Annotated in this window: 21 protein-coding genes; 5 read left to right on the plus strand and 16 right to left on the minus strand. The window is 34.7% G+C overall.

The window, feature by feature from the left end:
• Window positions 1–56: 56 nt before the first annotated feature.
• Together ACFSRZ_RS13735 and ACFSRZ_RS13740 are read left to right on the plus strand one after the other, a co-directional pair.
• Window positions 57–518, plus strand: coding sequence for a hypothetical protein (locus ACFSRZ_RS13735; protein WP_379667141.1), 462 nt, complete (start codon window positions 57–59; stop codon window positions 516–518).
• A complete protein-coding gene (locus ACFSRZ_RS13740) occupies window positions 515–1720 on the plus strand; it encodes an MBL fold metallo-hydrolase (protein ID WP_379667142.1) in 1206 nt (401 codons plus the stop codon). Before ACFSRZ_RS13735 ends, ACFSRZ_RS13740 begins: the two co-directional genes overlap by 4 nt.
• A gap of 37 nt (window positions 1721–1757) precedes the next feature.
• On the opposite strand, the gene ACFSRZ_RS13745 is transcribed toward ACFSRZ_RS13740, so the two are convergent.
• Window positions 1758–2168 (minus strand): hypothetical protein, encoded by a 411-nt coding sequence (locus tag ACFSRZ_RS13745; RefSeq protein WP_379667143.1) that lies wholly within the window; start codon window positions 2166–2168, stop codon window positions 1758–1760.
• A gap of 125 nt (window positions 2169–2293) precedes the next feature.
• On the opposite strand from ACFSRZ_RS13745, the gene ACFSRZ_RS13750 reads away from it, so the two are divergent.
• On the plus strand, window positions 2294–2689 hold the full coding sequence (locus tag ACFSRZ_RS13750; RefSeq protein WP_379667144.1) for a tellurite resistance TerB family protein: 396 nt from the start codon (window positions 2294–2296) through the stop codon (window positions 2687–2689).
• A 55-nt stretch (window positions 2690–2744) separates the two neighbouring features.
• On the opposite strand, the gene ACFSRZ_RS13755 is transcribed toward ACFSRZ_RS13750, so the two are convergent.
• The 15 genes from ACFSRZ_RS13755 to lpdA form a co-directional block, all read right to left on the minus strand.
• Complete coding sequence (locus ACFSRZ_RS13755) at window positions 2745–3806, minus strand: serine hydrolase domain-containing protein (protein ID WP_379667145.1); 1062 nt, start codon at window positions 3804–3806, stop codon at window positions 2745–2747.
• Window positions 3807–3890: 84 nt separating this feature from the next.
• Window positions 3891–5783: a S8 family serine peptidase gene (locus ACFSRZ_RS13760; protein ID WP_379667146.1), complete on the minus strand. Its 1893-nt coding sequence runs from the start codon at window positions 5781–5783 to the stop codon at window positions 3891–3893.
• 236 nt (window positions 5784–6019) lie between these two features.
• Window positions 6020–7555: a YifB family Mg chelatase-like AAA ATPase gene (locus ACFSRZ_RS13765; RefSeq protein WP_379667147.1), complete on the minus strand. Its 1536-nt coding sequence runs from the start codon at window positions 7553–7555 to the stop codon at window positions 6020–6022.
• 38 nt (window positions 7556–7593) lie between these two features.
• On the minus strand, window positions 7594–8427 hold the full coding sequence (locus ACFSRZ_RS13770; protein WP_379667148.1) for a tetratricopeptide repeat protein: 834 nt from the start codon (window positions 8425–8427) through the stop codon (window positions 7594–7596).
• Entirely contained in the window at window positions 8424–8987 is a 564-nt protein-coding gene (locus tag ACFSRZ_RS13775) for an RNA polymerase sigma factor (RefSeq protein WP_379667149.1), read from the minus strand. Before ACFSRZ_RS13775 ends, ACFSRZ_RS13770 begins: the two co-directional genes overlap by 4 nt.
• 239 nt (window positions 8988–9226) lie before the next feature.
• Window positions 9227–12628: a T9SS type A sorting domain-containing protein gene (locus ACFSRZ_RS13780; RefSeq protein ID WP_379667150.1), complete on the minus strand. Its 3402-nt coding sequence runs from the start codon at window positions 12626–12628 to the stop codon at window positions 9227–9229.
• Window positions 12629–12893: 265 nt separating this feature from the next.
• Window positions 12894–14021: an outer membrane beta-barrel protein gene (locus ACFSRZ_RS13785; protein ID WP_379667151.1), complete on the minus strand. Its 1128-nt coding sequence runs from the start codon at window positions 14019–14021 to the stop codon at window positions 12894–12896.
• Complete coding sequence (locus ACFSRZ_RS13790) at window positions 14011–14571, minus strand: RNA polymerase sigma factor (RefSeq protein WP_379667152.1); 561 nt, start codon at window positions 14569–14571, stop codon at window positions 14011–14013. The genes ACFSRZ_RS13785 and ACFSRZ_RS13790 overlap by 11 nt, the downstream gene beginning before the upstream one ends.
• Before the next feature lie 35 nt (window positions 14572–14606).
• On the minus strand, window positions 14607–15515 hold the full coding sequence (locus ACFSRZ_RS13795) for a hypothetical protein (protein WP_379667153.1): 909 nt from the start codon (window positions 15513–15515) through the stop codon (window positions 14607–14609).
• A gap of 136 nt (window positions 15516–15651) precedes the next feature.
• Window positions 15652–17622, minus strand: a complete 1971-nt coding sequence (locus tag ACFSRZ_RS13800; protein WP_379667154.1) for a protein-disulfide reductase DsbD family protein — start codon at window positions 17620–17622, stop codon at window positions 15652–15654.
• A gap of 185 nt (window positions 17623–17807) precedes the next feature.
• The gene (locus ACFSRZ_RS13805; protein ID WP_379667155.1) at window positions 17808–19190 is read right to left on the minus strand and encodes a TlpA family protein disulfide reductase; all 1383 of its coding nucleotides are present in this window, start codon (window positions 19188–19190) and stop codon (window positions 17808–17810) included.
• 149 nt (window positions 19191–19339) lie between these two features.
• The gene (gene tilS, locus ACFSRZ_RS13810; RefSeq protein WP_379667156.1) at window positions 19340–20656 is read right to left on the minus strand and encodes a tRNA lysidine(34) synthetase TilS; all 1317 of its coding nucleotides are present in this window, start codon (window positions 20654–20656) and stop codon (window positions 19340–19342) included.
• 15 nt (window positions 20657–20671) lie between these two features.
• On the minus strand, window positions 20672–21970 hold the full coding sequence (gene pabB / locus ACFSRZ_RS13815; protein WP_379667157.1) for an aminodeoxychorismate synthase component I: 1299 nt from the start codon (window positions 21968–21970) through the stop codon (window positions 20672–20674).
• Window positions 21971–22008: 38 nt separating this feature from the next.
• The gene (locus ACFSRZ_RS13820; RefSeq protein WP_379667158.1) at window positions 22009–23163 is read right to left on the minus strand and encodes a hypothetical protein; all 1155 of its coding nucleotides are present in this window, start codon (window positions 23161–23163) and stop codon (window positions 22009–22011) included.
• Between the two features lie 137 nt (window positions 23164–23300).
• Window positions 23301–24701: a dihydrolipoyl dehydrogenase gene (lpdA, locus tag ACFSRZ_RS13825; protein ID WP_379667159.1), complete on the minus strand. Its 1401-nt coding sequence runs from the start codon at window positions 24699–24701 to the stop codon at window positions 23301–23303.
• 147 nt (window positions 24702–24848) lie between these two features.
• On the opposite strand from lpdA, the gene ACFSRZ_RS13830 reads away from it, so the two are divergent.
• Both ACFSRZ_RS13830 and ACFSRZ_RS13835 read left to right on the plus strand, forming a co-directional pair.
• Complete coding sequence (locus ACFSRZ_RS13830) at window positions 24849–25322, plus strand: heme-binding domain-containing protein (protein WP_379667160.1); 474 nt, start codon at window positions 24849–24851, stop codon at window positions 25320–25322.
• The gene (locus ACFSRZ_RS13835) at window positions 25323–26573 is read left to right on the plus strand and encodes a glycosyltransferase (RefSeq protein ID WP_379667161.1); all 1251 of its coding nucleotides are present in this window, start codon (window positions 25323–25325) and stop codon (window positions 26571–26573) included.

Here is a 26573-nt window from a genome sequence, read left to right on the forward strand (position 1 = left end):
CCCGTACGCTCAAATTAACTTTATGCATCAACTAACCCAAAACCTAATTAAAAGTCATGGATGCATTAGAATTTGCTGTCGATTACACTACGTTATTCGACGTACTTACCTTAATTGTTGTTCTATCATTTTTTGTAGAAAGAGCACTATCAGTAGTTTTTGAATCATCATTGTTTATTGGATGGTATAATCCGGGAACAAAAAAGAAGCCAGCTCCAGCTACGGAAGCAGAAGGAGAAGGACAAGCGCCTACAACAAAGCCTAAGAAAAAAGGAATAAAAGAACTAATAGCCATTATAGTTTCTATTGTTGTGGTATACAATATAGGTTTTAATGCTTTGGCGATTGTTACTAAAAACCCACATGTATCGCCAGAGTTAGGCTACTTTATAACAGGATTGATCATTGCAGGAGGAAGCAAAGCATCTCTTAAACTTTTTGGTGAAGTTTTAGATTTTAGAAGTGATGCAGAGAGAAGAAGAAAGGAGTACGAAAAGAACAATCCGCAAACATCATGATCAGAATAACAATTGTTCTATTTCTTCTTTTATCAGTAGGATTACATGCACAAGAAAAATATGCAGAAGTAACCAGAGACGCACCTATTCGAAAGGATTCTCTCAGTTCATCCTCTGTTATTGAACGAGTAAAATCCGGAGTAGATCTGCCTCTTTTGGAAGATAGGCTTTTTGGTACAGGTTATTTAAAAGTAAGAACTCCCGAAGATAAAGTAGGTTATATTTATAAGTCGCGTGTAAGAGTAAAAACAAAACCTTCATCAGAAGTTACAAGCAATGTAGATCAAAATGGAAATTTAGAGTTACATATCATCAACATAGGACAAGGAGATGCAATGATCATCAGATGTCCGGATGGAAACCACGAGTTACTTATAGACGCTGCCGAATTGAATGCAGGATTTAGATATTCCGGATCACAAACCGAGTTTAGAAATTACATGACTGATTTTCAATCTAAAGACAATCCAATAGAAGTTGTAGTGGCCACACATCCGCATTCTGATCATATTGCCGGAATGAGTTGGATAATTAATAATTATACAGTTGGCAAATATGTAGACAATGGAATGCCAAATACTTCAGGTACGTATAAATCTTTAGAAAGAGAATTGGATGAACACGCGATTAATAGGCTTCGACTTACAGATTCTTTGGTTCCAAAAATAGATTTTTGCCCGCGAGCAGATGTAAATGCCAGAATACTAAGACCTGAAGGCTTTGATGAACCTAATATAGACCCTAACAATTATTCGGTGATTGTAAGAGTAGATTATGGAAGTTCTTCATTTTTATTTACGGGTGATGCAGAGGTAGAGATGGAAAATAAATTGATAGAAGATCAAAATACTGTTGGATTGTTGGATGTAGATTTCCTTAAAGTAGGACATCACGGATCACATTCCTCTTCCAAAAAACCTTTTTTAGATGTTGTTACTCCGGCAATAGCAGCCATTTCATGTGGAGCAGAAACGGTAGGAACCAACAAAGGACACAAGCACCCTAGAATGATTACTGTAAATGCACTTATTCCTTATTTAAAGAATAGAAATGGTATGGAAACTACTTTAGAAGCTTATGATAAAGCAAATAGAAAGTGGGATCGTGTTTCCACCAAAGCGGCCTTATATATAACCAACAATGATGGAGATCTAATATTTCTGTCTGATGGAAATGAAATATGGAGAAAAGGAGATCAATAATTCGTCTGTTTGACGAACTCTTGACCTCCTTATTTACCTAAACTAAATTTGTAAATGTATCTCTAACCAAAGCTTTCGTTTGGTTAAGGGTCATACTATCTACTTTTTCTACTAACACTATTTTTTTATAAATGTCTTTGTAAAAGAGCTCTAACTCTTTCTCTAGCTTTCTATTGGTATCTGCAGGACCAAAGAGAGCTAAGGCATCAAAATCTTTGAGGTGCTCTATAATTTCACTGAAGTAACGTTTGGTTTGATGCTTTTCACGTTCTAAATATTTACTATCCTGAACTACATCTTGCGGCCCTCCTTTTAATCGAGTTCCTGAACCACCGTGTATACGGAAGTGTTCTATATTGGAAGGAATCGTTGTCATAGATTCCTTTCCATTGTCAATACGAATAATGTACGCCTTGTCTTTGTCTAACCAGATTCCTATATGTTTCATGATTTCCTTGTTTTATACCTCTAAGTTCTTGAAAAAAAGAGATTTTTCACATGATAAATGTCATTTCTCAGGAGCAAATAAGGAAATATCTTAGCAAGGTTGATCTTCGTCAAACAAAAAGTACTATGGATTTGATACGAAATGGTAGTTACAATTTTTACAAGCATATTGCTAAACTGTTTTATGCAGTAGCATTTATTGATGGTAATGTAAGACCGGAGGAAATAGAAGCATTCAAACAAACTTTTCGAGAAGAGTGGTTAAAAAAGTATACAGATAAAGAGGGTATAGGTCAGATATTTAAAGAGTTTACTATTCTACATACTCAAGAAAGAGATGCAGATGAATCCTTTTATGAATTTGTTGGCTATAAAAGAGAATATGAAAATTTGTTTACAAATACCTTACGAAATATCTTATGGAAAGTATCTTGTGTAATTGCAGATAGGGTACACAAGAAGAACAAATCAGAACTTATTCTGTTAGTTCATTTAGGAAAAGAACTGGGAATTGTTAAATAGAGATCATCTCTATGTCTAATTACTTATATACTGTATTGTAGATTGCTATCTACTTCTATTGCTTGTTTTCTAATATTGGAATAAGGTATTTTAATAAAATATCAAAAGGTAATTTTCCTCTCCAGTTTCCGTAATTGCTTCCAGTAAAGACAATTGTTGCATCGTAGTCTTCTAAAACCATCATATATTGCCCTCCATTTCCTGAAGCAAAAAGCACTTCGGTCTCTATTTCTTTGTACTGTAACACCTCTCTATACCAGTAATCTCCATATTTTGCAGAAGTTGTAATAGCATTTTCTATACCCGACCAATATAAAAATGACATTCCTATTTTTATATCACAGTTGGTGGATTCTTGAATCCAATTACTACTAACAATTTGCTGACCTTTCCAAAGTCCTTTATTGGCTACTAATTGAGCTATTTTTAACATATCTCGTGGCTTCATGTATGAAGAACCCGCAGCATAGCCTCTTCCGTCTGGGGTAATTTCCCATTGACATTCCTCTATTCCAAGAGGTTTAAAGAGGTATTCATCTGCAAAATCCATTAGGGTTTTATTGCTGGTTCTAGATATAATCATTCCAACTAGATCTGGCTCCATAGAAGAGTACTCCCATTTTGTGCCAGGTTTATAACGTTGTGGGATATTGAGAAGATAGTTGAGCCAATCATCTGATTCATACATTTCAGATTCACAATCGGGACCCTTATCAAAGAATTGTTCACAAGCTAAACCCGATCGCATTTCCAGTAGGTCTTTAATACGAATTTTACCTCTTGAATCTTTTGACCATTCATTAATAAATTCCCCTATTTCATCGTCTAGATCAAACAAATTTTGGTCTATTGCAATACCTGCCAGTAAACTCGTGATGGACTTAAAAGAGGATCTGGTTTCATGGAGTTTATTTTTGTTAAAACCATTGAAATATTCTTCAATAATGGTTTTACCATTTTTGGCAACAATAATTCCATCGACTTTTGGGTACTTGCCCGAAGTTATAATTTTTCTTAGATCATCTATTCCTCCGTCTGTTGATTCTTGCCCTTTACAACTTACAGATAAAGTCAATATAATGAGAAAGAAATAGGTTAAGCTGGTTAGTTTTTTCATTTTCCGCTGTAGAAATCATCCGTTGATTAATACTTTTATTTTTCAAGTAAAACATAAGCAAATCACTATAGTTCTAAAGTGATTTTAATTACTTACAATAATTAATTTCTTATAAATCCTTTTTTTCGACTTTAGTACAAGTAAATAATTTCCTGAGCTTAGCCCTGAAGTATTTATTTCTGTTAAATTATTATCAAATTCTTTTTCTTTAATCAATCTTCCTTGTAAGTCATATAAAGTAGCAGTTTTAGTGCCAAGGTTTTCTGACTGTAGAAGTTCTATTTGAAAAATACCTGATGTAGAAGGGTTGGGATATACTTTTAGAAATGAGTTAAGATCAATATTATTAACTCCTAAAGCTGTGTCTGTAACGCCATTAACAACTAAAGAGAAATCTTGACTACCATTTACTAAAGAATTTTTATGGGTTATTGAAATAGTATAATTACCTGCTGGAATATTTTTCACATCAATTCGCTCTACATTATCTCTAGAATTATCTCCTTTGGAAGCAGGAACTGAGAAATTATCAAAAGTAGCATTAGGAACTATCACCCAAGGAGCATATGTCTCCGAAGAACCAATTAACCTTACGTCTAAATCATTAATTAATAGACTACTCGGACTGTCTTCTGGACCAAAAAAAGGAGCCCCTTCTGGGTCTGTCCAAGCAATGGTTAATTCTAAATTCCCTGTGCCATCTACTGAGATTTGAGTAGTATAAGTTTCATTGTTATTCAAAGTAAGTTCTTCAATTTTTGACCCAGTACCATTATTTGAAATAACCTCTGCAGCTCTTTCGGCATTTAAAAGTCCCCAACCATTTTGAAAATCTGGCCCATCATGCTCTCCAGCTTCATCTGTGGTATTTAAAAGCAATGCTTTAACTGTTGCAGATTTCATGTATATGTTATTTAAATTGTGGTAGTGCTGTTGTAAAAGTGCTATAGAGCCAGTTACTACAGGTGTAGACATAGAAGTTCCACTACTTACAACATAATTAGAATTTGAGCCGTTGCTTGTTGAATATACCTCTACACCGTTAGCAACTATATCTGGTTTTATTCTCCAATCATCTGTAGGTCCCCAACTACTAAAAGAAGATTGAACTACTGAACTTGGTCCAGAATATACTGCGATATCTTCAACAGCGCCCACAACAATAATATTTTTGGCTGTTGCAATTGTAAATATTGTATCATAACCATTGTCGTCTAAGTTAACCCCTTGATTTCTTGTGTTACCGGCAGATTTGCAGATGGTCAAAAAAGGAGCGTCATGAGTGATTTGGTCAAAACTCCTCGCATTTTCATCATAACGCCCATAACCATGCGTAGTTCCGTCAGGAGCTCCTCTACTGTATGAGTTATTAGATAAAATGCCTCCTAATGTGCCAAAACCCGCTAACTCAACAATGTCATTATTTGAAGAATATGATTCTATCCTAGCATTAGAAGCTATACCTCTTGCATTTGCATCTAATCCGCTTCCAACCATTGTACCGGCAGTATGTGTGGCATGATGACTTGTTACTGGGTTTTCAACGAGTACAATTTTTGGAGATAAGTCTTGATGTGTCGTCAAAGGAGATCCTGTAACTTCCCAATGTCCTATAACTATATTAGAACCATCTAAATTTAATCCACTAGAACCTCCTTGCCATATCTTATTAACGCGTGAGGCTATTGCAGCATCTATATTACTCTCAAAATCATAATAAGGAGTTCCATCTTTATAAAAACCTGCTAAATACCCAATATGTCCTTCTTTATTCTTAGTAGTGAATTTTAAAGAACCACTTTCTTTCGCTTTAGCTAGAAAATAATCGTACTTTTCTTTTGATTCTTTTACTATTTGATTTAATGCTTCAACATTAGTTTGCTTAATGATTAATTTTCTGTCATCATCATTTTGAGCTGATATTTTGGTAGTTAGTACGAATAGGGATAAACCTACTAGGAGTAATTGTTTTTTCATATAATTTTTTTTAGATAAAAATACTTTACAATCTTACTTAACTTTTACGTAAGTATTCTGATTTACTCATTGTTGTTAGAGACAATAGTATTTTACACTAAAATAATGAATTTATATTTATTGGGACCGGAAATAAACCTCTCTCTTTATAACTACGATCTATTTTTTGTTTGTAGATGGTAGTAATTGTATCGTTTTCTTCTAAATTTTGTTTTACAGTCTTTGGTTATAAAAACTTATAAGAACCATCCTTCACGATCTAGACTCCTGTATTGTATAGCTTCGGAAATATGATTAGGAAGTATGTCAATAGAGCCTTCTAAATCTGCAATGGTTCTGGAAACTTTTAAAATCCGGTCATAAGCTCTTGCTGAAAGGTTGAGTTTTTCCATAGCATTTTTGATCAACTGTTTTCCATCATTGGAAAGCTGGCAATACTCACGAATCTGCTTTACATTCATTTGCGCATTGTAATGAATGTTGCCAAACTTTTTGAAGCGTAGTGATTGAATCTCTCTCGCAAGACTTACCCGTTTACGAATATCAACACTAGACTCTCCTTTACGTTCATCGGAAAGTTTTTCGAAAGGAACAGGAGTCACTTCGATGTGAATGTCAATACGATCTAACAAAGGACCAGAAATTTTACTTAAATAGCGTTGCATTTCTTGTGGACTCGAAGCCAACGGATTATTGCTGTCTTGAAAGAATCCGGATGGACTAGGGTTCATACTGGCAACCAACATAAAACTACTGGGGTAAGTTACCGTAAACTTTGCTCTGGAAATAGTTACTTCTCTATCTTCTAAAGGTTGCCTCATAACCTCTAACACAGTTCTTTTAAACTCGGGAAGTTCATCTAAAAACAATACGCCATTATGAGCCAAGGAGATTTCTCCGGGTTGTGGATATTGACCGCCACCTACCAAAGCAACGTCTGAGATTGTATGATGAGGAGAACGAAACGGACGTTCATATAACAATCCATTGTTTTCAGTTTTTCCTACCACAGAATGAATTTTAGTTGTTTCTAAAGCTTCTTGTAAAGTCATAGGAGGAAGAATGGAGGGAAGTCGTTTGGCAAGCATGGTTTTTCCGGCACCGGGAGGACCAATCAGAATGATATTATGACCTCCGGCAGCAGCAATTTCCATACAACGTTTGATTGATTCTTGCCCTTTTACATCTGCAAAATCAAACTCAGGGAAGTCGATATTCTTATAGAACTCCGTTTGAATATTTACAACAGTAGGAGTGATCTCCTGTTCGCCGCTAAAGTGTGCAATCACTTCTAAAATACTTTCTGCGCCTAGAACATTAAGCCCTTCTACAATAGCAGCTTCTTTGGCATTTTCTTTGGGTAGAATAAAATGTTGAAAGCCCTCTTCTTTGGCTTTAATAGCAATAGGCAAAGCTCCTTTGATGGGTTGTAAACTTCCATCTAGAGAAAGTTCTCCCATAATTAAATATTCATCAAAAGGAGCAGAGCAAATCTGCCCAGAAGCAGCTAAAATACCCATAGCCAGTGTTAGATCGTAGGAAGCACCTTCTTTACGTAGATCTGCCGGAGCCATGTTAATCGTGATCTTTTTACCGGGGAGTTTATATCCATTGTTACTTAAAGCAGCAGAAATGCGATACGAACTTTCTCGTACAGCATTGTCCGGCAACCCTACCAAATGATAGCCAATTCCTTTGTCGATATTTACTTCAACTGTAATGGTGGTAGCTTCAATACCAAAGACGGCACTACCGTAAATTTTAGTAAGCATAGCAATTCTTTTTCTTTAGCAAGAGAAAGGTAAGGAAATTATTTGAGCTTTTTTAAGAGCTTTTTTGCGTCTTTACTTTTAAAATAAGAGCTATCGATAATGATTTGCAGTTCTTTTTTAGATTTTTCAACCTGATCAGTTTTTAAGTAAAGCAAACTTTTAAACCAATACGCTTTTTGTGCATCAAGAAGTCGGCTTAGAATGAGCTTATTTAAGGTTTTTTCAGCCTTGTCAAACTCATTCAGCTCTATTTGCGAAATAGCAAGGTAGATGTAAACATTACTGTTTTTAGAAGAATCTACAACTTGAGTTAGTATATCTGCTGCCTTTTGATATTCTTTGTTGTCAAAATAATCCTGTGCTTTAGAAAGTAATGAATCATTACCTACATAACCTCTATCTATCAAAGCAAACAGATCTGTTTTTTGAATGTATTTAGAAAATAACTCCTCGTTGCTCTTAGGCTTTAGCATGAAAACATTTACCACAAAAAAGATCAACACAGCTGTGGCAGCAGTATATAGCCACAAATTTTTCTTTTGCGATGGAGGTTTTTTTAAAGCTATTTCATCACCAGTATCATCTTTGCTAGAACCTTGGTAGTCTGCTTGCGCTTCTGCAATGGATTGTTTGATTTTCTGACTTTCTTTGCTTTTTAAGAGTGCTTCAAATTCTTTGACTTCCGGATTGTCATCTTCTTCTAAAAAACTCCAAGAATTTTCATCCAAAGATTCGTGCAACTGTTTTTCTAGAGTCACCCTCTCTTTGAACTCAACATCGTTTTCCATTCTTTCTAGAAAAGCTTTGTGCTCTTTTTTAGAAAGTTCATCGTTTAAAAAACGCTCTATCAATATGTCGTCTTCTGTACTCATATTTCTACCAAAGAAAGATAACGATGATCTTTTTTAATAAGGTTCATCAATTGTTTTTTGCATTTAAAAACACGTTGACGTACTACAGTTTCAGAATTGTAATCGTGCTCTTTAGCAATCTCAGAATAAGGAATCTTTGCAAAGAATAGGGTTAAGATTTTCTTGCAGTTTTCTGAGATCTGTTGCAGTTTTTCGGTAAACAACTCGTGTCTCTTTTGCTCTACAATGGCAATAGCTTGGTCCTTCTCCTCAGTAACTAGTTCAATAACTCCGTTATTTGTTACCCTGGTTTTTGATTTATTTAACTCTCTTCGCCATAAATTTTTGCAAACCGTATACAAATAGGCGTTAAAGGTATTATTAATCTCAAACTTTTCTCGTTTGTAACGAACGGCAATTTGTAACAAGGCTTTTTGAAAAACATCTTCGGCATCTTGAGGTTTTCCGCTGTTTTGCATTACAAACTTTCTAACCATAGGAAAACAACTTGTATACAAAGTTTTGATAATAGTAGAATTACCATCAATCAAAGCATTTAAAAAGTAAGTGTTTTCCTTCATAAGCAAACGCAATTATGAAACAAAAATAAAATTTTAAAGAACAGTGAAAAATTTCAGGTAACATTTTTCCTTCTCTGTAACTATTGGGTGAACGATACTTAAAATGTAGGTTTCGCTACTTTTTAGAAACATGTATAATTGTTCAATGACGTTTCAAGGGAAAAATGCTATGAAAAACCTAAGCAGAAACGAAAAAGCCCACCATAAAGGCGGGCTTTGTTTTTTATTGGAATCTTAGTTTATTCTAAAATAATCTTTTTGGTAGCAACTTTACCATTAGAGTTGATCTTAAGAATATACAATCCTTTACTTCTTGTTCCTAAGTCTAGAGGATAAGAACCGCTTGTAATTCCTTTCTTTTCAAAGACCTTTTGTCCCATGTAATTGTAAACAGTGATCTTAGTTTTCTCGTTATTTGGCCAGCGAATATTGAATTGACTGCTGGATGGGTTTGGAGAAACAGAAACTGTGTTTGAGAACTCCTCATCGTTTGTAGATAAAGTTCCGTTTACAACCATGTCATCGATCATTACACCTTCTTCATTCGTTCCTGTATCAGCAAAGAATTTAAATCTGAAGATCATGTTAGATTCAGAAGTGAAAGCAGCTAAGTTGTAGCTGTAATCGTGAACAGTTGCATTGGTTCCACCTAAAGAGTTAGAATCTTCTCCTTCACCAGTCCATTGGTTTCCTGGAATTCCGTTAGCAGTACTTGAACTGTTGTACCAGTTTGGATCACTTGCAGACCCTAAAGTTTGCCAGTTGTTACCGCCATCTGTACTGTATTCAACTAGAAGGTAATCCCAGTTTTCTTCAATGTCAAATGCCATTTTAAATGACAAAACAGGATTGGTTATTTGACTTAAATCATAACAGTTAGTATATAAGTAACTAGTAACACCATTAGGATAGTTTCCAGAAACTCCGGTAAGGTACGCTTGAGTTCCGTTACCTGCAGAGTTTAATAAAGTTTTGTTTGGCGTTCCAATCTCCCATAAAGAGTTACTGGTAGACCCAACATTTTCAGTTAATAAAGCATCACTTGCATTCTCAAATGAATTTGCAATTGTTGGATTTACACTTACATCATTTATTTTAAATCCTTCTTCTAAGGTGTTGTTTGTGTCATAAGCATCATTTGTAGCTGTTACTTCTACATTAATTGTATGAACTCCTAGGTCTGTAATAGAAATTTCCGGTAAAGAAATAACTGTTGTTTGTTCAGAATTCAAAGATCCATTCCAATCATAGTTCAATGCAGTTCCACCATCAAAACTATAGTTAATGGTAGCGTTGGTTAAAACATCAACACCTTGATTTTTAATAGTTAATTGTGGTGTAAACGTAGAGTTACAGTTGATTCCTTCTGTTGGATGGTCAATAGAAACTATTTTTACATCTACAGGAGGTAATTGTCTTGGTATATCAGAAACAAAAACTCCTCTTCCGTATGTAGCAGCAAATAGTTTTGCATCTTCTTCGTTAATCTCTAAATCTCTAATAGCAACATTTGGTAAATTGTTATCATAAGTTTGCCATTCTGTATCATCATCATTCATGAAATATACACCTAAAGATGTTCCCATGTAGATAGTGTTGTTTCCACTTCTAGCGTGATGCTTGATAGATAATTTAGACTCAGATGGTGCATTGGTTCCAATAGTTTGCCATGTAAAAGTCCAGCTAGGACCAACAGCGTTAGCCACTTTGTAAGCTCCGTTATTGGTAACAAAATAGAAAGCCTCATCTGTGCTACTAAAGTCAATTGCATTAATTGTTCCGGCTCCTGTAAAGAAACTTTCAAAATTAGCTCCTTTATCTATACTTCTGTAGATAGTACTTCCTCTGGTAGCAATAATAACATTAGGGTTTCTTGGACTTACTTTTACATTTACCAAGTTACCACCAAAAGAGAAGTTAGATACTTGAGACCAAGCTCCACCTTCTAATCTATACAACTGATTGTACCCAGCGTAAAGGTCTCCTTCACTGCTGGCTGCTAGAGGAGTAACCCAGTTTCCACTGATTCCCGAAGGAGATCCAACTCCACCGGTTCTTGTTTTACCTCCATCATATGTAATATGTAATGCACCACCATATTGAACAAATCCAAAGTAGTTGTCTTTGTTTGTTGGGTTTACAGCACAGTCCATTCCGTCGGCACCATGGTAATTATTCCAGTTGTTATCACTAAAAGCATAACCACCGTTATCTTGTAATCCTCCTACAATATTTCCTGAGCTTTGAGCTGCTACAGAAATTCTGTAAAACTGTCCGATTACCATACTTTCAGTTAGGTCGGTAAAATTATTTCCATCATCAGAAGATACGTAAGCTCCACCATCTGTACCTGCGTACAATCTTCCGTTGAAATATCTTAAAAAGTGAATATCAGCATGTGTATAAGAAGGATCATTTGGAGAACTCCAGTTGTTGATCTTAGAGAAGTTATTTCCTCCATTTGTAGATCTCCAAACATTTAAAACTCCTACAAAAAGAGTGTTTTCATCTGTATCAGAAACACCTAAAGCCATATCATACCAAGCTTGTGTACTCTCAAAAATGTCTGAAGTTTCAGTAGTTTTTGTAAAGTTACTACCACTATCTGTAGACCTGAATACACCTCCAAAAGAAGATCCGGATCCAGCTCTTAATAAGTAAACGTAGTTAGCATTTGCTGGAGTTACATCAATCTCTAATCTAGAAGCACCTGGTACACCAGTGATCACAACTTCCTGAAAAGATTCTCCTGAATCTGTAGATTTGAAAAATTGATTTGAAGAAACAGCATACCATGTTGTTTCATCTCCAGGTTTCATCTTTAAACTTCTTGCATTAATATTTGACTTTTGAGTCCATGTACTCCCTCCATTAGTTGATTTAAAAACACCAGCACTGGTAGCTACCATAACTGTGTTTGCATCGTTAGGAAAAAGATAGATTTCATTCATAGAACTTGGAGTAGGAGTTATTGTTCCTGTAGTATTCCAAGTAGCACCACCATCTGTAGATTTCCAAACACCTACAGCATAAGAATCATTTGCATCATCATCTCCAGTGGCAATATAAATAACGTCTGAGTTTGTGTGGTCTACAGCAATTCCAGATACACCAATTTGTGGTAAGTGATCTGTTAAAGGAGCCCAGTTTACTCCGGCATCTGTAGATTTCCAAATACCTCCGGCAGGTGCTCCGGCATACAATACATTACTGTTGTTAGGGTCTTCTGTAATAACATTAACTCTACCTTGACCTGAAGACCAAGAGGCAGTGTTTGTATGTGCGTAAGGCCCCATAGATGTCCAGTTACTTACATCAGATGATCTGTTCTCAGAAGCGTTTCTTTCATTCTTTATCTTCCAAGCATCCCATAAGGCTTGAGGAGATTCAACTCTCCCTTGTTCATCTAAGAAGAAACTCCAATGATATTTCCAACGCTCAAATGGTTTTAAACCACTTCCTTTTGCATTCCTGTCAATAGTCTTAAAATATGCTTCTGCTGCATTAGCAATCTGCTCTAAGGTAGGTTTGTTGTTGTTTTTGCTCATCGCATTGCTCGCCCAAGGGGCATTGTTCTGTATCGTTTGCGCTGACAAAGAGATACAAAACAGCAAAATAATTAGGGATATTAGTTTTTTCATTGAGTTGTAGTTTGTTTATAAAAATTTTGTGAATTTAATGAATCTTCCTTTATCTATGAAATTGAATTCAAGAACTTTAAAAAACATTTTTGGAAAAGCGAAGCTTAGTTTATAAAAGAACTATCAAATAATTAACAAATGATATACTCCAAAACGTTTTTGGTCGTTATAAACAAAGTATATACACCAACCAGTCGTTCTTAGGGGAATTGCTATGAAAAGAACCAACCGACGGTATCAAAGCTCACTGAAAAGTGAGCTTTTTTTAAAATTTATATTCAACTCCAATATTAAAAGACAAAGTATAAGGGACTGCATCAAAATTTTGTGTGTAAGGCTTCAAATGATACTTAAAGAACATTTCGGTATTGATGCTAAAATGTTTGTTAAGGTTTTTATGTAGCCCAGCACCTAGATTGAAAGAGAGAATATTATTGGTGAAATCTCCTTTGTTAGTTGTTATTCCTGTGGTATTAGACAAAGATGCTTTGTCTAGGAATAGATAACTAATACCTCCTGTGACAGAAGGATATAAAGAGTTTTTTGAATCAAGGATATAACGAATCTCTAAAGGAATTTCTAAATAACTTACTTCTTGGGTGTTTGTCAAACCGCCATTTTGAAAATCATGTGATAATGAAAGTTTTTTAAACCCTGTTCTAATCATTGTTTTTGGAGTAGTATAATAACTAAAGTATACTCCATAGTTGATGGAATTCTGATTTTTGGTTTTTAGATTAAAGGCATTGTAATGATCTAGAGAAACATATGGAAAGATACTCCACTCTTCTTCAGGTTTCACGTTCTCTTTTATTTCTTTTACTACAGGTGCTTTTTTCTTTTTCTTCTTTGGAGTTTTCTTTTGTTCAAATGTTTTTTCTGTCAATTCATTTGTAAGTTGAGTAATGTGGTCTTTTATAGCTACATCTTCTAAATGCTCAACTGTTCTTTTTTTCTTTAAGTTGGTTTCTACCTGAGTAGAAAGCTCCTCACGACTCTCTATAGAAGTTTTAGAGGAGCTGTCGCAAGCACAATCATCTTTGCTGTTTTTTAAGTTGATAGGTGAGTTTTTGAGAGCTGGCTTAGAAATACTATCAACCGTTTTGGTTGGTTTTGGTATTACCGGAGTACGATGAGTTTGATCATTATTGATGATTGGTTCTATGAAAATGTCTTCCGGGTTTTCATCTGAAACATTTGAAGAACCGATCAATAAAAGAATCGGAATTAACAACATACCGGCTCCAAGCAACCAATAGAATAATATCCTTCTTCTTCTTTGATCTTTTTGTAAGTCTGTAGCAATACTTTCCCAAACAGAATCATCTGGTGTTGGAGAATAATTCTGTAATGTTTCTTTTACAACAAAACCTATATCTTTTTTAGCTTCCATTGGATACTATTTTTGGCTGTTGTTTCTGTATCTTTTCAATCATTGCTTTCAATGATACTTTAGCCCTGTGTAAATTGGACTTTGATGTTCCTTCACTGATTGATAACATCTTTGCAATTTCTTTGTGCGAATATCCATCCATCTCGTATAGATTAAAAGCAAGTCGATATTGAGAAGGTAACTTCTGTATCGCTTCTAAAATGATATCCAAAGAAATAGGTGTTTGATGATCAATCGTAGTTGATTCTTCTGTAACCCTTTCTTCATTGATAGGATTGTTAAAAACTTCTTTTTTATAGCGATCGATGGCTTTATTGATGACAATTCTTTTCATCCAGCCTTCGAAAGAACCTGCACCTTTGTACTTTTTTATTGTTCTGAAGATCTCCAGAAAAGCATCGTGAAGGTTGTCTTGCGCTTCTTCTTTGTTTTTACAGTATTTTAAAGACAGCACATAGAGATCATTCTTGTATTGTTGATACAAGATTCCTTGTGCCTTTAGGTCTTTCGATCTACATTTTTTTATGAGCTCTTTTAAATGTAAGGTCAACTGTATATATCTGTTTTATTCAACTTTATGTGTTACTATTCCGTGAATTCTAAAGTGAACTTTGTAAATAGTACACCGTTATTGTAGACCTTAAAGGTATTGAAATACGCATAGTTATTATCGTTTACTTCATTTTGTACCGTATAGGTAAATTGATTTCCAAAATTATTACTCATTGATTGCATAGCATTGTATGAAATATTCCTTGGGGTAAAATTATTGATGGCACTGGTTTGAAGATGATATAATAACGAAAAGGTCTCTTTTTTATAGGTATTTTCATTAATAACAGACAGTAAATTAATACTTGTATCATATGTATATGTACTTGAAAAAAGAGAACTCAAAGAATTGTCATTGTTCTTTCTGTAAGAATCATAAGTGATCATATTATGATTGGTATCGTAGGTATTATATACGATTTTCACTTCATTGTTAATGATATCGTGCTCTTCCAAATAAGTTCTGTTTTGATAAACGTCTAACACAATTTTAAATGTGGCAATCAAATCGAAATGAATTCCATCAGTACTTCGTTTCCACTCAGAGAAAATAGTATCTTGAGTATGAGTAAAGCTATGTTTGTTGAAAAGAGAAGAATTGATACTTTCTACGAGGAATTCTGACAGTTTTCCATTAGAATTATACTCGAAATTTCTTTTTCCAACCAATGCACCATTTGTGTAAGACAAAATCTCAGAAATCTTATCATTCTCATAACTGAATAAAGCAGATGCATTTGCTGATGTATATCCCAGTATCTTATTATTGTCTAGATTGTAAACTGTACTCGTTAGAACATCACCTGTTGTTGCATTATGTGTTTCGTATGTGTAGCTACTTAAAATCGGAGTAGAGTTGTCTATTAATCCTGTATCCGGATCATTCTTAGTACAAGAAGCAAACACAATACTAAGTGTTAGGAGGAAATAAAGGTTTTTCATGGCGTTTTCAATTATACTGTTTACACCATAGTCTTTATCTACTGCAAAAGGTTGCGTAAAATTTATAGATTTTTATAAAAAACAAAGCCACCAATAAATTAATTGATGGCCTTGTAGAGTGGTTATATTAGGGGACTCACTTGTTTGCTTGTGCTTGAAATTTTTGATAGCCTTGCTTTAACCATTCGTAATAAGTATCACGATCTGTATATTGCTCGGCTCTGTGCAAGATCTCTAAGTCAGAGGTCATTTGCACATAATAAGGTTGTGAAGCTGTTTGGAAATTAATAGCTTGGAAAGTAGCCCATTTATCACCTACAGTTTCAATATCTTTTGTTTTTCCGTTGTCTTTTAAGAACAAGAATTGTTGTTCTTTTGGAAGCTCCTTTCTATCATCTACATATAAAGAGATTAGAATATAATCTTCTTTTAATATTTCATAGATATCAGATTCACTCCAAACATTTTCTTCTACTTTTCTACAGTTTACACATGCCCATCCTGTAAAATCTAATAAAATAGGCTTGTTTTCTCTTTTTGCTGCTGCCAATCCTTCTTCAAAATCTTTATAACAGTTCAAACCTAAAGGACAATCACTGTCTTGTTCATAAATACTGTAAAATTGAGGAGGAGGGAATCCGCTTAAAAGACTTAGCTCCCATGTTGGTTTTTTCATAACTCCCGGAATCAAGTAGATCACAAAAGAGAATACGAGTATTCCAAAAGAAACTCTGGAAAAACTTAACTTTTTGCTTGGTCCGTCATGAGGGAATTTAATTCGTTTAAAGATGTATAATGCTAGTCCGATAAATAGAACGATCCATATACCCACAAAGATTTCTCTCTTTAAAAGTCCCCAGTGCTCTACTAGATCTGCATTGGATAAGAACTTAAAGGCAAAGGCCAATTCAAGAAATCCTAAAACTACTTTAGTTGTATTTAACCAGCCTCCTGATTTTGGTAATGAATTCAGCCATCCTGGGAATAGTGCAAACAACGCAAAAGGTAAAGCCAATGCCAAACCAAATCCTGTCATACCTGCTGACAATTGCATAGCACCACCGTCTGATGTAAGAGAACCTGCTAGGAGAGATCCTAAAATAGGTCCGGTACAAGAGAAAGATACAATGGCCAATGTAAGTGCCATAAAGAAAATACCTATCAATCCACCTACACTGGAAGCGTTATCCATTTTATTACCCCAAGAGCTAGGTAATGTAATTTCGTAATATCCAAAGAATGAAAAAGCAAAGAATACCAAAATGGCAAAGAAGAAAATGTTTAGCCATACATTGGTAGAGATTGTATTGAGAATCTCAGGATCTAAGCTGTCTAAAAAGTGGAATGGAATACTCAATAGAATATAGATCAATACGATAAAAAGACCGTATAGTATAGCATTACTGATTCCTTTGGCTTTGTTTTGAGATTGTTTAGTAAAGAATGATACGGTTAAAGGAATCATAGGAAACACACAAGGTGTTAATAACGCCAATAGTCCACCAAAAAAACCTAATAAGAAAATACTAGTCAAACTACCACCTTCACTGGCTTCGGCTTCCCCTTTTAATAGGTCTTTATTCTTTAGATCGAGTTTTAATGCACTTGTTAGTTTTTTACTTTTTTCATCTACTGTAATTGGAGTTTCCTTAGCAGTTGTTCCTTTAAAGTAAAAAAAGAAAGTTTCTTCTACTTGAATACAAACCTCTTTGCAGACTTGCCCTTCTATGGTAACTTTGATACGCTTTACGTTAGGATCTAAAATTTTAATACGTTGAGTAAGTGTTCCGTTATTCTTAAAGAAGATCTCTTCTTTTTCCCAGGTTTCACTATACTCTTTATATGTTTTACTTTCTTTGGCTTTTCCAACCAATTCAAATTTAGGGTTGTCTCCAGCTGCAGAGATAACCAGAGGTAAGGAAGCATCTTCCGGATTGTATTGAGAGTATAAATGCCAATCTTTTAAGATGGTTGCTTTAAAGACAAGATCATATTCTGTATCGGATATTTTCTCCATAGTTGTATCCCAAACAACCGGCTCGGTTTCTGTTTGCGCAAAAACAGAGAATGAGAAAAATAATAAGATATATAAGAGGAATTTTTTCATGAATTGTACTTATTGAACAGTGAAATTACTAATACTATTTTACTAAAAATTGAGGGTAAAACATTTTAAGAGTTTTTTGAGGGATTTCTCTTTTGCTCTTAGACGAAAAAAGTGAGGGAACCTTAGTAAGATAAAACCCTTTTGAGTTTCTTTCAAAAGGGTTTTATATGTTTGAATGGTTTAAATTATATCTTCAGTTCATCAAATAGCGCAATCAATTTGCTGTCTGATGGTCTTGGAGCATTTGAGTTTACAATATTTCCAGAAGGATCGATTAAGATAAAACGCGGAATACCTTTGATCATGTAGTCTTGTACAAACTTAGAATCCCAGTTGTTGTCAGCAAACAATTGGATACCTCCTAATTCTTTGTCTACAATCATTTTTTTCCAAGCACCGTGATCTTTCTTATCATCAATAGAAATACTAACGAATTCAATATTTTTTCCGTGGTATTGCTTTTCAACTTTCTTTAAAGAAGGAATTTCTGCTTTACAAGGTCCACACCAAGTAGCCCAAACGTCAATGTATACATACTTCCCTTTTAAGTCATCTAAAGAAGTGGTACCACCAGCATAGTTTTCATAATCTTTAAACTTAGGAGAAGAATTTCCTTTTCCTAATAATTTTAAAGCATTGTATGATTTTTCAATAGTTTCGTTATTCTTTTTATCAGTAGAACCTTCAGAGAAAGCCTTATAAAAAGCTTCAAGGTCTTCTGTATATGTAATTCCAAACTGAGCAGATCCGTATAATAACTTGTTTCTAATCAATTCATTTTCAATCTTTCCAAACGCCTTTAACATAGCAATGTCTTGAGCAATAGTAGAATCTTTTTTAGCAGCTTCAGAAGCTTCTTTTCTATAATGTCCTTCTACTAGGTTTCTGTATTCAGATGAAAATTTGAAATCTGCTTCATTGTCATAAGCCATAGCTTTTAACTCGTCATCAAAATTCTCAGAAGTTTTAAAGTCTTTTTTCTTAGCAAAGTATCCGTGATACGTTTCATAACGACTTAAAGAAGATAAATATTCGTAGTTGATATTTTTTGTCTCTAAAGCTTTGAACTCATCCGATAATCCAGGAGTTTCTTCCAACACTTTTAGCTTAGCTTCTTTTGACTTTGCGATAGATTCTTTAAACGCAGCTTCATCTTTTCCATAAAGAACAGGCATTTGCTCTGTATGTTCTTTGCTCTTTTTAGCTTGAGTTACATAATAGTTGGTTATCTCATTTCCATTTCCTGTAATGGCCAATGTAGAATCTTGTTTTTTAGAATCGTAATCAATAGTAATTTGATCTCCTTTTGATAAATATAAATTGATTCCGTTTCTACCTTCTCTTAACATATATCTGTGATTCCAATCTAAAGAAATGGTATCTGTAAATGTTCCATCTTCACTAATAGTGATATCTTTTTTGTCACTAAAATCATACATATTATACAATGTCAATTTATCTGTATTTGCGTTAGAAACACTTCCAGAAATAATTGCATAATCAATAGGGGCTTCTTTCTTACAAGATACAATTGCAACGGTTGCTACCAAGAGCCATAATTTTTTCATAATGTTTGTTTGAAAATTTGAGCACTAAAGCTACAAAAGCAAAACCGAAATGCAGCTTTGATGCTAGATTTAGAGTAGGAATTTTAACAATTTTAACAAAATTTTAAGAAAAACTTCAAACTTTTTAAACCTATATAAATCCCACTAAACTAGTAGGTTAAAGAGAGTTTAACTTTTGTCAAAGTTTGTGAATTTGTTAAAAAACGCCTGTCTTGTCGTAAGCCAACAACCCAAATAATTTCATTCTCATAAGAAGTTAATATCCAGCAGTTTTCTTTTTCTAATAAGGACAGTTTTTTGTCTTTGAAAAGCTGACTTATTTTTTTTGATCCAGACATACCGGTTGGGTACATAATATCTCCATGTTTCCACTTCCTTAATATTAATGGAAAAGAGATAAGGTCAGAATCAACAATAATTTCATCAGAATTTTCTGCTTTATCCTGTAAGGTAGATTCTATTTTCATTGGAATAGGGGTAGAAATGTAAGGCACTCCTTCTTTAATAAGATAAGAGCTCTTTTCAGTTCCTTTTGTGTCTATCTCAACCAAAAGGAGATAATCTCTGTCTTTTACCAAACGATGTGTAGCAGAAAACAATTGCTTTCCGGATTGTGCTGATACTAAATCCAAAACATCATTCCACTCACTAAATCCATACGTGTGCAAGATTTGATATAGATAAGCCTTCTTATGAGAAGACTTGTTTAGTTTTTTAAGATTGATTCTCGTAATGTTTCCTTCTGTAGTAATAAGATCTTTTGAAACTTCCTGAACTCTATCATTGATAATCTGTTGACTTTCGTTAAGATGCTCCAAAGACTTTTTAAAAGTTTCAAGAATGTGTGGGTTGATATCTTGTAAAACCGGAAGTATTTGATGACGTACTTTGTTTCGAACATATTTTACAGAAGCATTGGAACGATCTTCTCTCCATTCAATTTCATTCTTGATGGCATACATCTTAATCTCATCTCTAGAAAATGCCAACAAAGGTCTTACTGTTTGATCATTCACAGGGGGAATCCCTGTCAATCCTTCCAAACCTGTACCACGCGTAAGGTTGATAAGGAACGTTTCTAAATTATCATTGGTGTTATGTCCGGTAAGAACATATTGATAACCTTGTTCTTTAAGTAATTGATAAAACCATTCATATCTCAAATTGCGCGCAGCTACTTGAATGGATAATTTGTGTTCTTGCGCATATGTTTCCGTAGCAAACTTAGTAGTGTAAACTTGCACACCCAATTTTTGTGCTAGCTCTTTTACAAAAAGTTCATCTCCATCACTTTCTTCTTCTCGTAATTGAAAATTACAATGCCCTAAAGCAAAATCTAAATTGGTTTGATGCGCTAAATGAGCTAATACTACACTATCAATCCCACCGGAAACTGCAATCAATAGTTTTTGGGACTTTAAGAAAGAGAAATGAGTGTCAATATGTTTCTGAAAATTCAGTAGCATTTTCTAAAGATACAGTTAATTAGAATGCAACAGTACATATTTCATCGCCTTGGCTTTTAACAGGCATTCTTCATACTCTCTTTCGGGAGTTGACTTTGCTGTAATAGCACTTCCTACAGAAAAGGAGATGTATTTCTTGATCTCATTGTAAAGAATACTTCGAATTACCACATTAAAATCGAAATCACCTTCAGGAGTAAAATAACCAACAGCTCCCGAATACAACCCACGTTTTGTTTCTTCTAGATCTTCAATAATTTTCATAGCAGAGATCTTAGGAGCTCCTGTCATACTGCCCATTGGAAAAGTATCTTTAATTACATCAACAGGATGTGTGTCTCTTTCAATTTCTGAAACAACAGTAGAAATTAGCTGATGCACTTGCTTAAAAGAATACACTTTACAAAGTTCCTCTACATGCACGCTCCCTTTTTTAGCAGTCCTAGATAGATCGTTTCTTACAAGATCAACGATCATAATATTTTCAGATCGCTCTTTTTGATCTCTGGCCAAATCAGAGGCGATCTTTTCATCATCAATAGGACTCAGCAATCGTTTTGCGGTTCCTTTTATGGGTTGTGAAATAATCTTTTCTCCTTCTTTTTTTAAGTAGCGTTCCGGAGAAGCAGAAAGTAAATAATGCTCATCCATTTTTAAGAAAGTAGCAAAAGGAGGTTCCGAGATCATGTTTAGATCTTTGTACACCTGAAGAGGTTGAATTTCTGCATTCTCTGCATAAAATTCCTGACAGAAATTAGCTTCGTAGATATCGCCTCTATGAATGTGCTCTAAAACTTTACTGACTTTTTGATGATACTCGTCTTTGTGAATTCGTAGTTTGACTCTGATATCTTGAGGTCGAACCGGAGAAGAGATCACATGATCTTTGATAGCATTGTAATCTGAATCGATTTCATCTTCTACCATAGATAGATAATGAAATTCAAGCTCGTTCTCTTTTACAAAAATGATCTTTTGAGGTTGAAAGAAAAACAGATCAGGAAACTCTAAACCGTCAAAGTTATCAGAGCTTAAACTTTCTGTGGCATTTTTTACATCATAACTGATATAGCCAAAAAGATAATCTTGAGTAATGGATTGATATTCCTTTAACTTGTCAAAAGCATTATCGTAATCTGTCTTTATAGATGTAAACTCATCAATAGCCAAGATACTCTCATAAGATGAATAGTTCTGATCGTAGTTGTTGGAATCTAACCATACGATGGTTTCATATTGCTGAGCCCAACCCAACAAGCGGTCTTTGGCGTGAGGGATGTCTTTTAATGAAAATTTACGAATCGTTCTTTGCATGTTGGAGGCAAAAATACAAACAGTCTTAGATTGAATCCTTATTTTTTGAGAGGTATTTTTATACTTATTCCGGTTTGTAGGTCTGGAGCATTGTTTACTTTCAAGTCTTCTTTCAAATATAAAGAGATACCAAAATTCTTACGCTGATAGGAGTAGAAGAATGTATAAATAGTTAGTGTTTCATACAAAGTAGAAAACCCGTTGTGCCAACCGGCATTAATACCTTGCCAATCAATACTTCGTAATTGATAAAAGTCTGCTTCCTTTCTTTTATTATAAGGAGTTTGAAACTGATAGTTAACAGAAAAAGAATGAGAGTTTCCTTTTTGGGTGTATTTGGTAAACTCAAGGTTGGTTTCGCCACTTCCCATCCAAAGGTTATTTCCAAAATCAAAAGGGCTTCCATACTCGATTGCTCGTTTTCTCATTCCGGAAAAACCAACACCTAGTCGAAGTTCATTCTTACTTTTTAGTTTCCACTTTTTAACGAAGTTTGCTGAGATTCCTAAATCTATAGATGGATTATATTTTGTTGTATTGATTCCGATGTGAGATCCAAAATTTACGGCAATATTTTTTTGTGGATCAAACAATTGAGGGTAATAAAAATGATTCAGCTCAACTCCACTAAAAATGATTTGATTCTTTTTAAGGTTTAGTGTTTTTCCATTTCTATCCGAATAGGAAACATTTACTTTATTTAAACCAAAAAAACGCCGGCCAAAAGCATCTTCGCCTCCGGCAATATTGCTGTGAAACCATTCAATACTTTCATCACTGGTAAATAAAGAAAACGGATAATGACCTTCTGTAGGAACAAAGGTTCGTAAGGTAAAACCTAATTCATTTCTTTTGTTAATCTGTGTTTTTATATCGAAGCGGAATATCTTAAATACAGCATCTACCTCAATAGTCATATAATCTCCGGGAGTAGTTTGAGGGTCAACATAAGAAAACCCGCGCCGGTACCAAATTAGTTGACTCAATTGTTCTCGTTGAACAGGGTCATCGGTAAGAAAAGTCTCTACAAATGGATGAAAGCTATTGGCACTTTCATGAACAATTTGAAAGGTAGTTCTATCTACAGGTCTTTCTTGAAAATTTTGATTGATTCTAAGATGAAATAAACCGAAGTGATGTGATGAAATACTATTGGGTTTTTCGATACCATTTTTTATTGGTATCGAATCCAAATTTTGACCATAGCAAATTCCTATGCTAAAAAGCAATATACATAGACCCCCCCGAATCATGTGCTAAAGTTAGCTGAAAAAAGAGAAATAAAAAAAGCAGCTTTTAAAGCTGCTTTTTACTATGATAATATGATTGTTTATGCATTTAAAGGCATACCATCCCAAGCTGATTTTGCTGCTTCTTTTACAGCTTCAGAATAGGTTGGGTGTCCGTGACAAATTCTTGCCAAGTCTTCTGCAGAAGCTCTGTACTCCATAGCTACGGCAGCTTCCATAATTAGATCTGCTGCTCTAGCACCTACAATGTGTACACCTAATACTTCATCGGTATTTTTATCTGCCAATACTTTTACAAATCCGTCAATATCTCCACTGGCACGAGATCTTCCTAGTGCTCTCATAGAGAATTTTCCTGCTTTGTACTCTACTCCGGCATCTTTCAAATCTTGCTCTGTTTTTCCAACAGCAGCAACTTCTGGCCAAGTGTATACAATTCCAGGAATCAAGTTGTAGTCGATGTGTGGTTTTTGTCCGGCAATAATTTCTGCAGCAACTACACCTTCTTCTTCTGCTTTGTGTGCTAACATAGCTCCTTTTACAACATCACCAATAGCGTAGATGTTAGAAACATTGGTTTGTAAATGATCGTTGATCTCTACTTGACCTCTTTCGTTTACCTTAATTCCAACATTTTCCAATCCTAAACCATCAGTATAAGCTCTTCTTCCTACAGATACCAAGCAGTAATCTCCTTTAAACTCTACTTCAACACCTTTTTTGTTGGTTGCTTTTACAGTAACCTCATCTCCTTTTCTTTCAACAGAACTTACTCCGTGACTGGTAAAGAATTTCACACCTTGTTTCTTTAATACTTTTTGCAATTCTTTAGAAACATCGGTATCCATTCCTGGAACGATCTTGTCCATATACTCAATTACGCTTACATCAGCACCTAATCTCTTGTATACAGAACCTAATTCAAGTCCGATAACACCACCTCCGATTACCAAAAGATGCTTTGGAATCTCAGGAAGTTTTAAGGCTTCAGTAGACGTAATAATTCTCTCTTTGTCTAAGGTAATAAATGGTAAGGTTGATGGTTTTGATCCGGTTGCGATAATAATGTCAGTTCCTTCAATAGTTTCATCAGTACCGTCATTCTTGGTAACTTTTACATGAGTTGCATCTACAAAAGATCCTAATCCTTCATATACATCAATCTTGTTTTTGTCCATCAAGTACTTGATACCTCCGGTAGTTTGCTCAACTACTTTTGCTTTACGCTCTACCATCTTAGGAAAGTCGATCTTAGGTTTGTCAACCAAGATTCCGTGCTCTTCAAAATGCTTTACAGCATCGTAGTAATGATGAGAAGAATCTAACAATGCTTTTGAAGGAATACATCCTACATTTAAACAAGTTCCTCCAAGAGTTGCATACTTTTCAATAATAGCAGCTTTTTTACCTAATTGTGAAGCTCTTACTGCAGCAATGTAGCCTCCAGGACCAGAGCCGATAACGATTACATCGTATTTCATGAGTAGTTTTATTTATTTAAATCTCATGGAACCTTACGGTTTCATTTATTACTAAAAAATTTAGAAGTACAAAAGTACGTATAAATGTGGATAAAAATTAAAAATTGACTAGATTTACTCTCCTATATAAACTCTAAAGGTCGACTTATGAAAATCGTTAAGAAAATACTGCTTTTTCTTCTGGTAGTTTTTGTTATTGCTCAATTCTTTGGGCCGGAAAAAAACGAAGGAGATATCACAACTATCAATACATTTTTAGCTGAATCTAATCCACCGGAAAATGTGAAAATAATTCTAAAAGAAACCTGCTATGATTGTCATAGTGATGTAACTCGTTATCCTTGGTATTTTAGTATTACACCGGTAAATTACTGGATGGCAGAACATGTAGAACATGGGAAAGAGGAGTTGAATTTTTCTAAGTGGGCAGAATATTCTTTGAAAAGAAAAGAACACAAAATGGAAGAAGTGTGGGAAGAGGTAGAAAAGAAGAAGATGCCTTTAGACTCTTACACATGGACTCATAGTGATGCGAAGCTTACGCAAGAGCAAATTCAAGCTTTGGTAACTTGGGCTAAAAAAGTTCAAGCAGATTACAAAGCGCAAATGGGTACTCAATAATTGAAACAAAGCACGAATAAGCATCACGTTTTTATTATTGGTTCTGTTTGGGTAGAACCTAAATCTTCGGCTGCAGGGAGCAGAATGCTCCAGTTTATTCAGTTGTTTTTAGAACAAGACTGGCAAGTAACTTTTGGAACTACCGCACAAAAGAATCCCAATTCAATTGACCTAACTCAACTAGGAATTCATGAGATTCCATTAGAATTGAATGATTCTAATTTTGATTCACTTGTTAAAGAGTTAAATCCTAGTATTGTGATGTTTGATCGGTTTATGACTGAAGAGCAATTTGGATGGAGAGTTGCAGAACACTGTCCTGATGCTCTCAGAATTCTAGATACAGAAGATCTTCATTGTTTGCGAAAAACTCGAGAAGAAGCACTAAAAAAAGAGATGGATTTCTCTTTTGATCTTTTAAGAAATTCCGATGTTGCCAAACGAGAGATTGCCTCAATCTATCGATGTGATCTTACTTTGATCATATCTACATACGAGTTGGCATTGCTTCAGGATGTCTTTGGAATCCGAAAGGAATTGTTGTGCTATGTACCGTTTTTATTAAAAGCTATTGATAACAAACAAGAAGAAAGTTGGAAGAGCTATGAGAACAGAGCAAATTTTATTTCTATAGGAAACTTTTTACATGCTCCTAATCTGGATGCAACTCTTCAATTAAAAAAACATATTTGGAAGCTTATCCGAAAAGAAATACCAAAAGCTCAACTGCACATCTATGGTGCTTATCCAACACAACAAGTGCTCCAGTTTCATAATGAAAAGGAAGGGTTTAACGTACATGGTTTTGTAGAAGATGCAGATGAGGTATTTGAAAACTCACGAGTTTTATTAGCTCCATTACGTTTTGGTGCGGGAATTAAAGGAAAATTGGTAGATGCGATGCTAAACGGAACTCCTTCCGTAACAACTTCTATAGGGGTAGAAGGAATGTGTGAAGGCTTGCCATGGAACGGATTTGTAGAAGATGAGATAGCAGCTTTTGTTAGCAAGGCAGTAGAACTGTATTCCAATAAAGAAATTTGGAATCAAGCACAGAAGAACGGAATAGAGATCATCAACCAACGATATGATAAAAAAGAATTGTCTTCAGATTTTCTACATAGAATCAATCAGGTATATCAAGGCTTAGATTTGCACAGAAATCAGAATTTTATTGGTAGTATGCTACATCATCATTTGCTAAAGAGTACCAAATACCTGAGCAAATGGATAGAAGAAAAGAACAAATAA

The organism is Pseudotenacibaculum haliotis, assembly GCF_042684245.1.
Lineage (GTDB): Bacteria > Bacteroidota > Bacteroidia > Flavobacteriales > Flavobacteriaceae > Polaribacter > Polaribacter haliotis_A.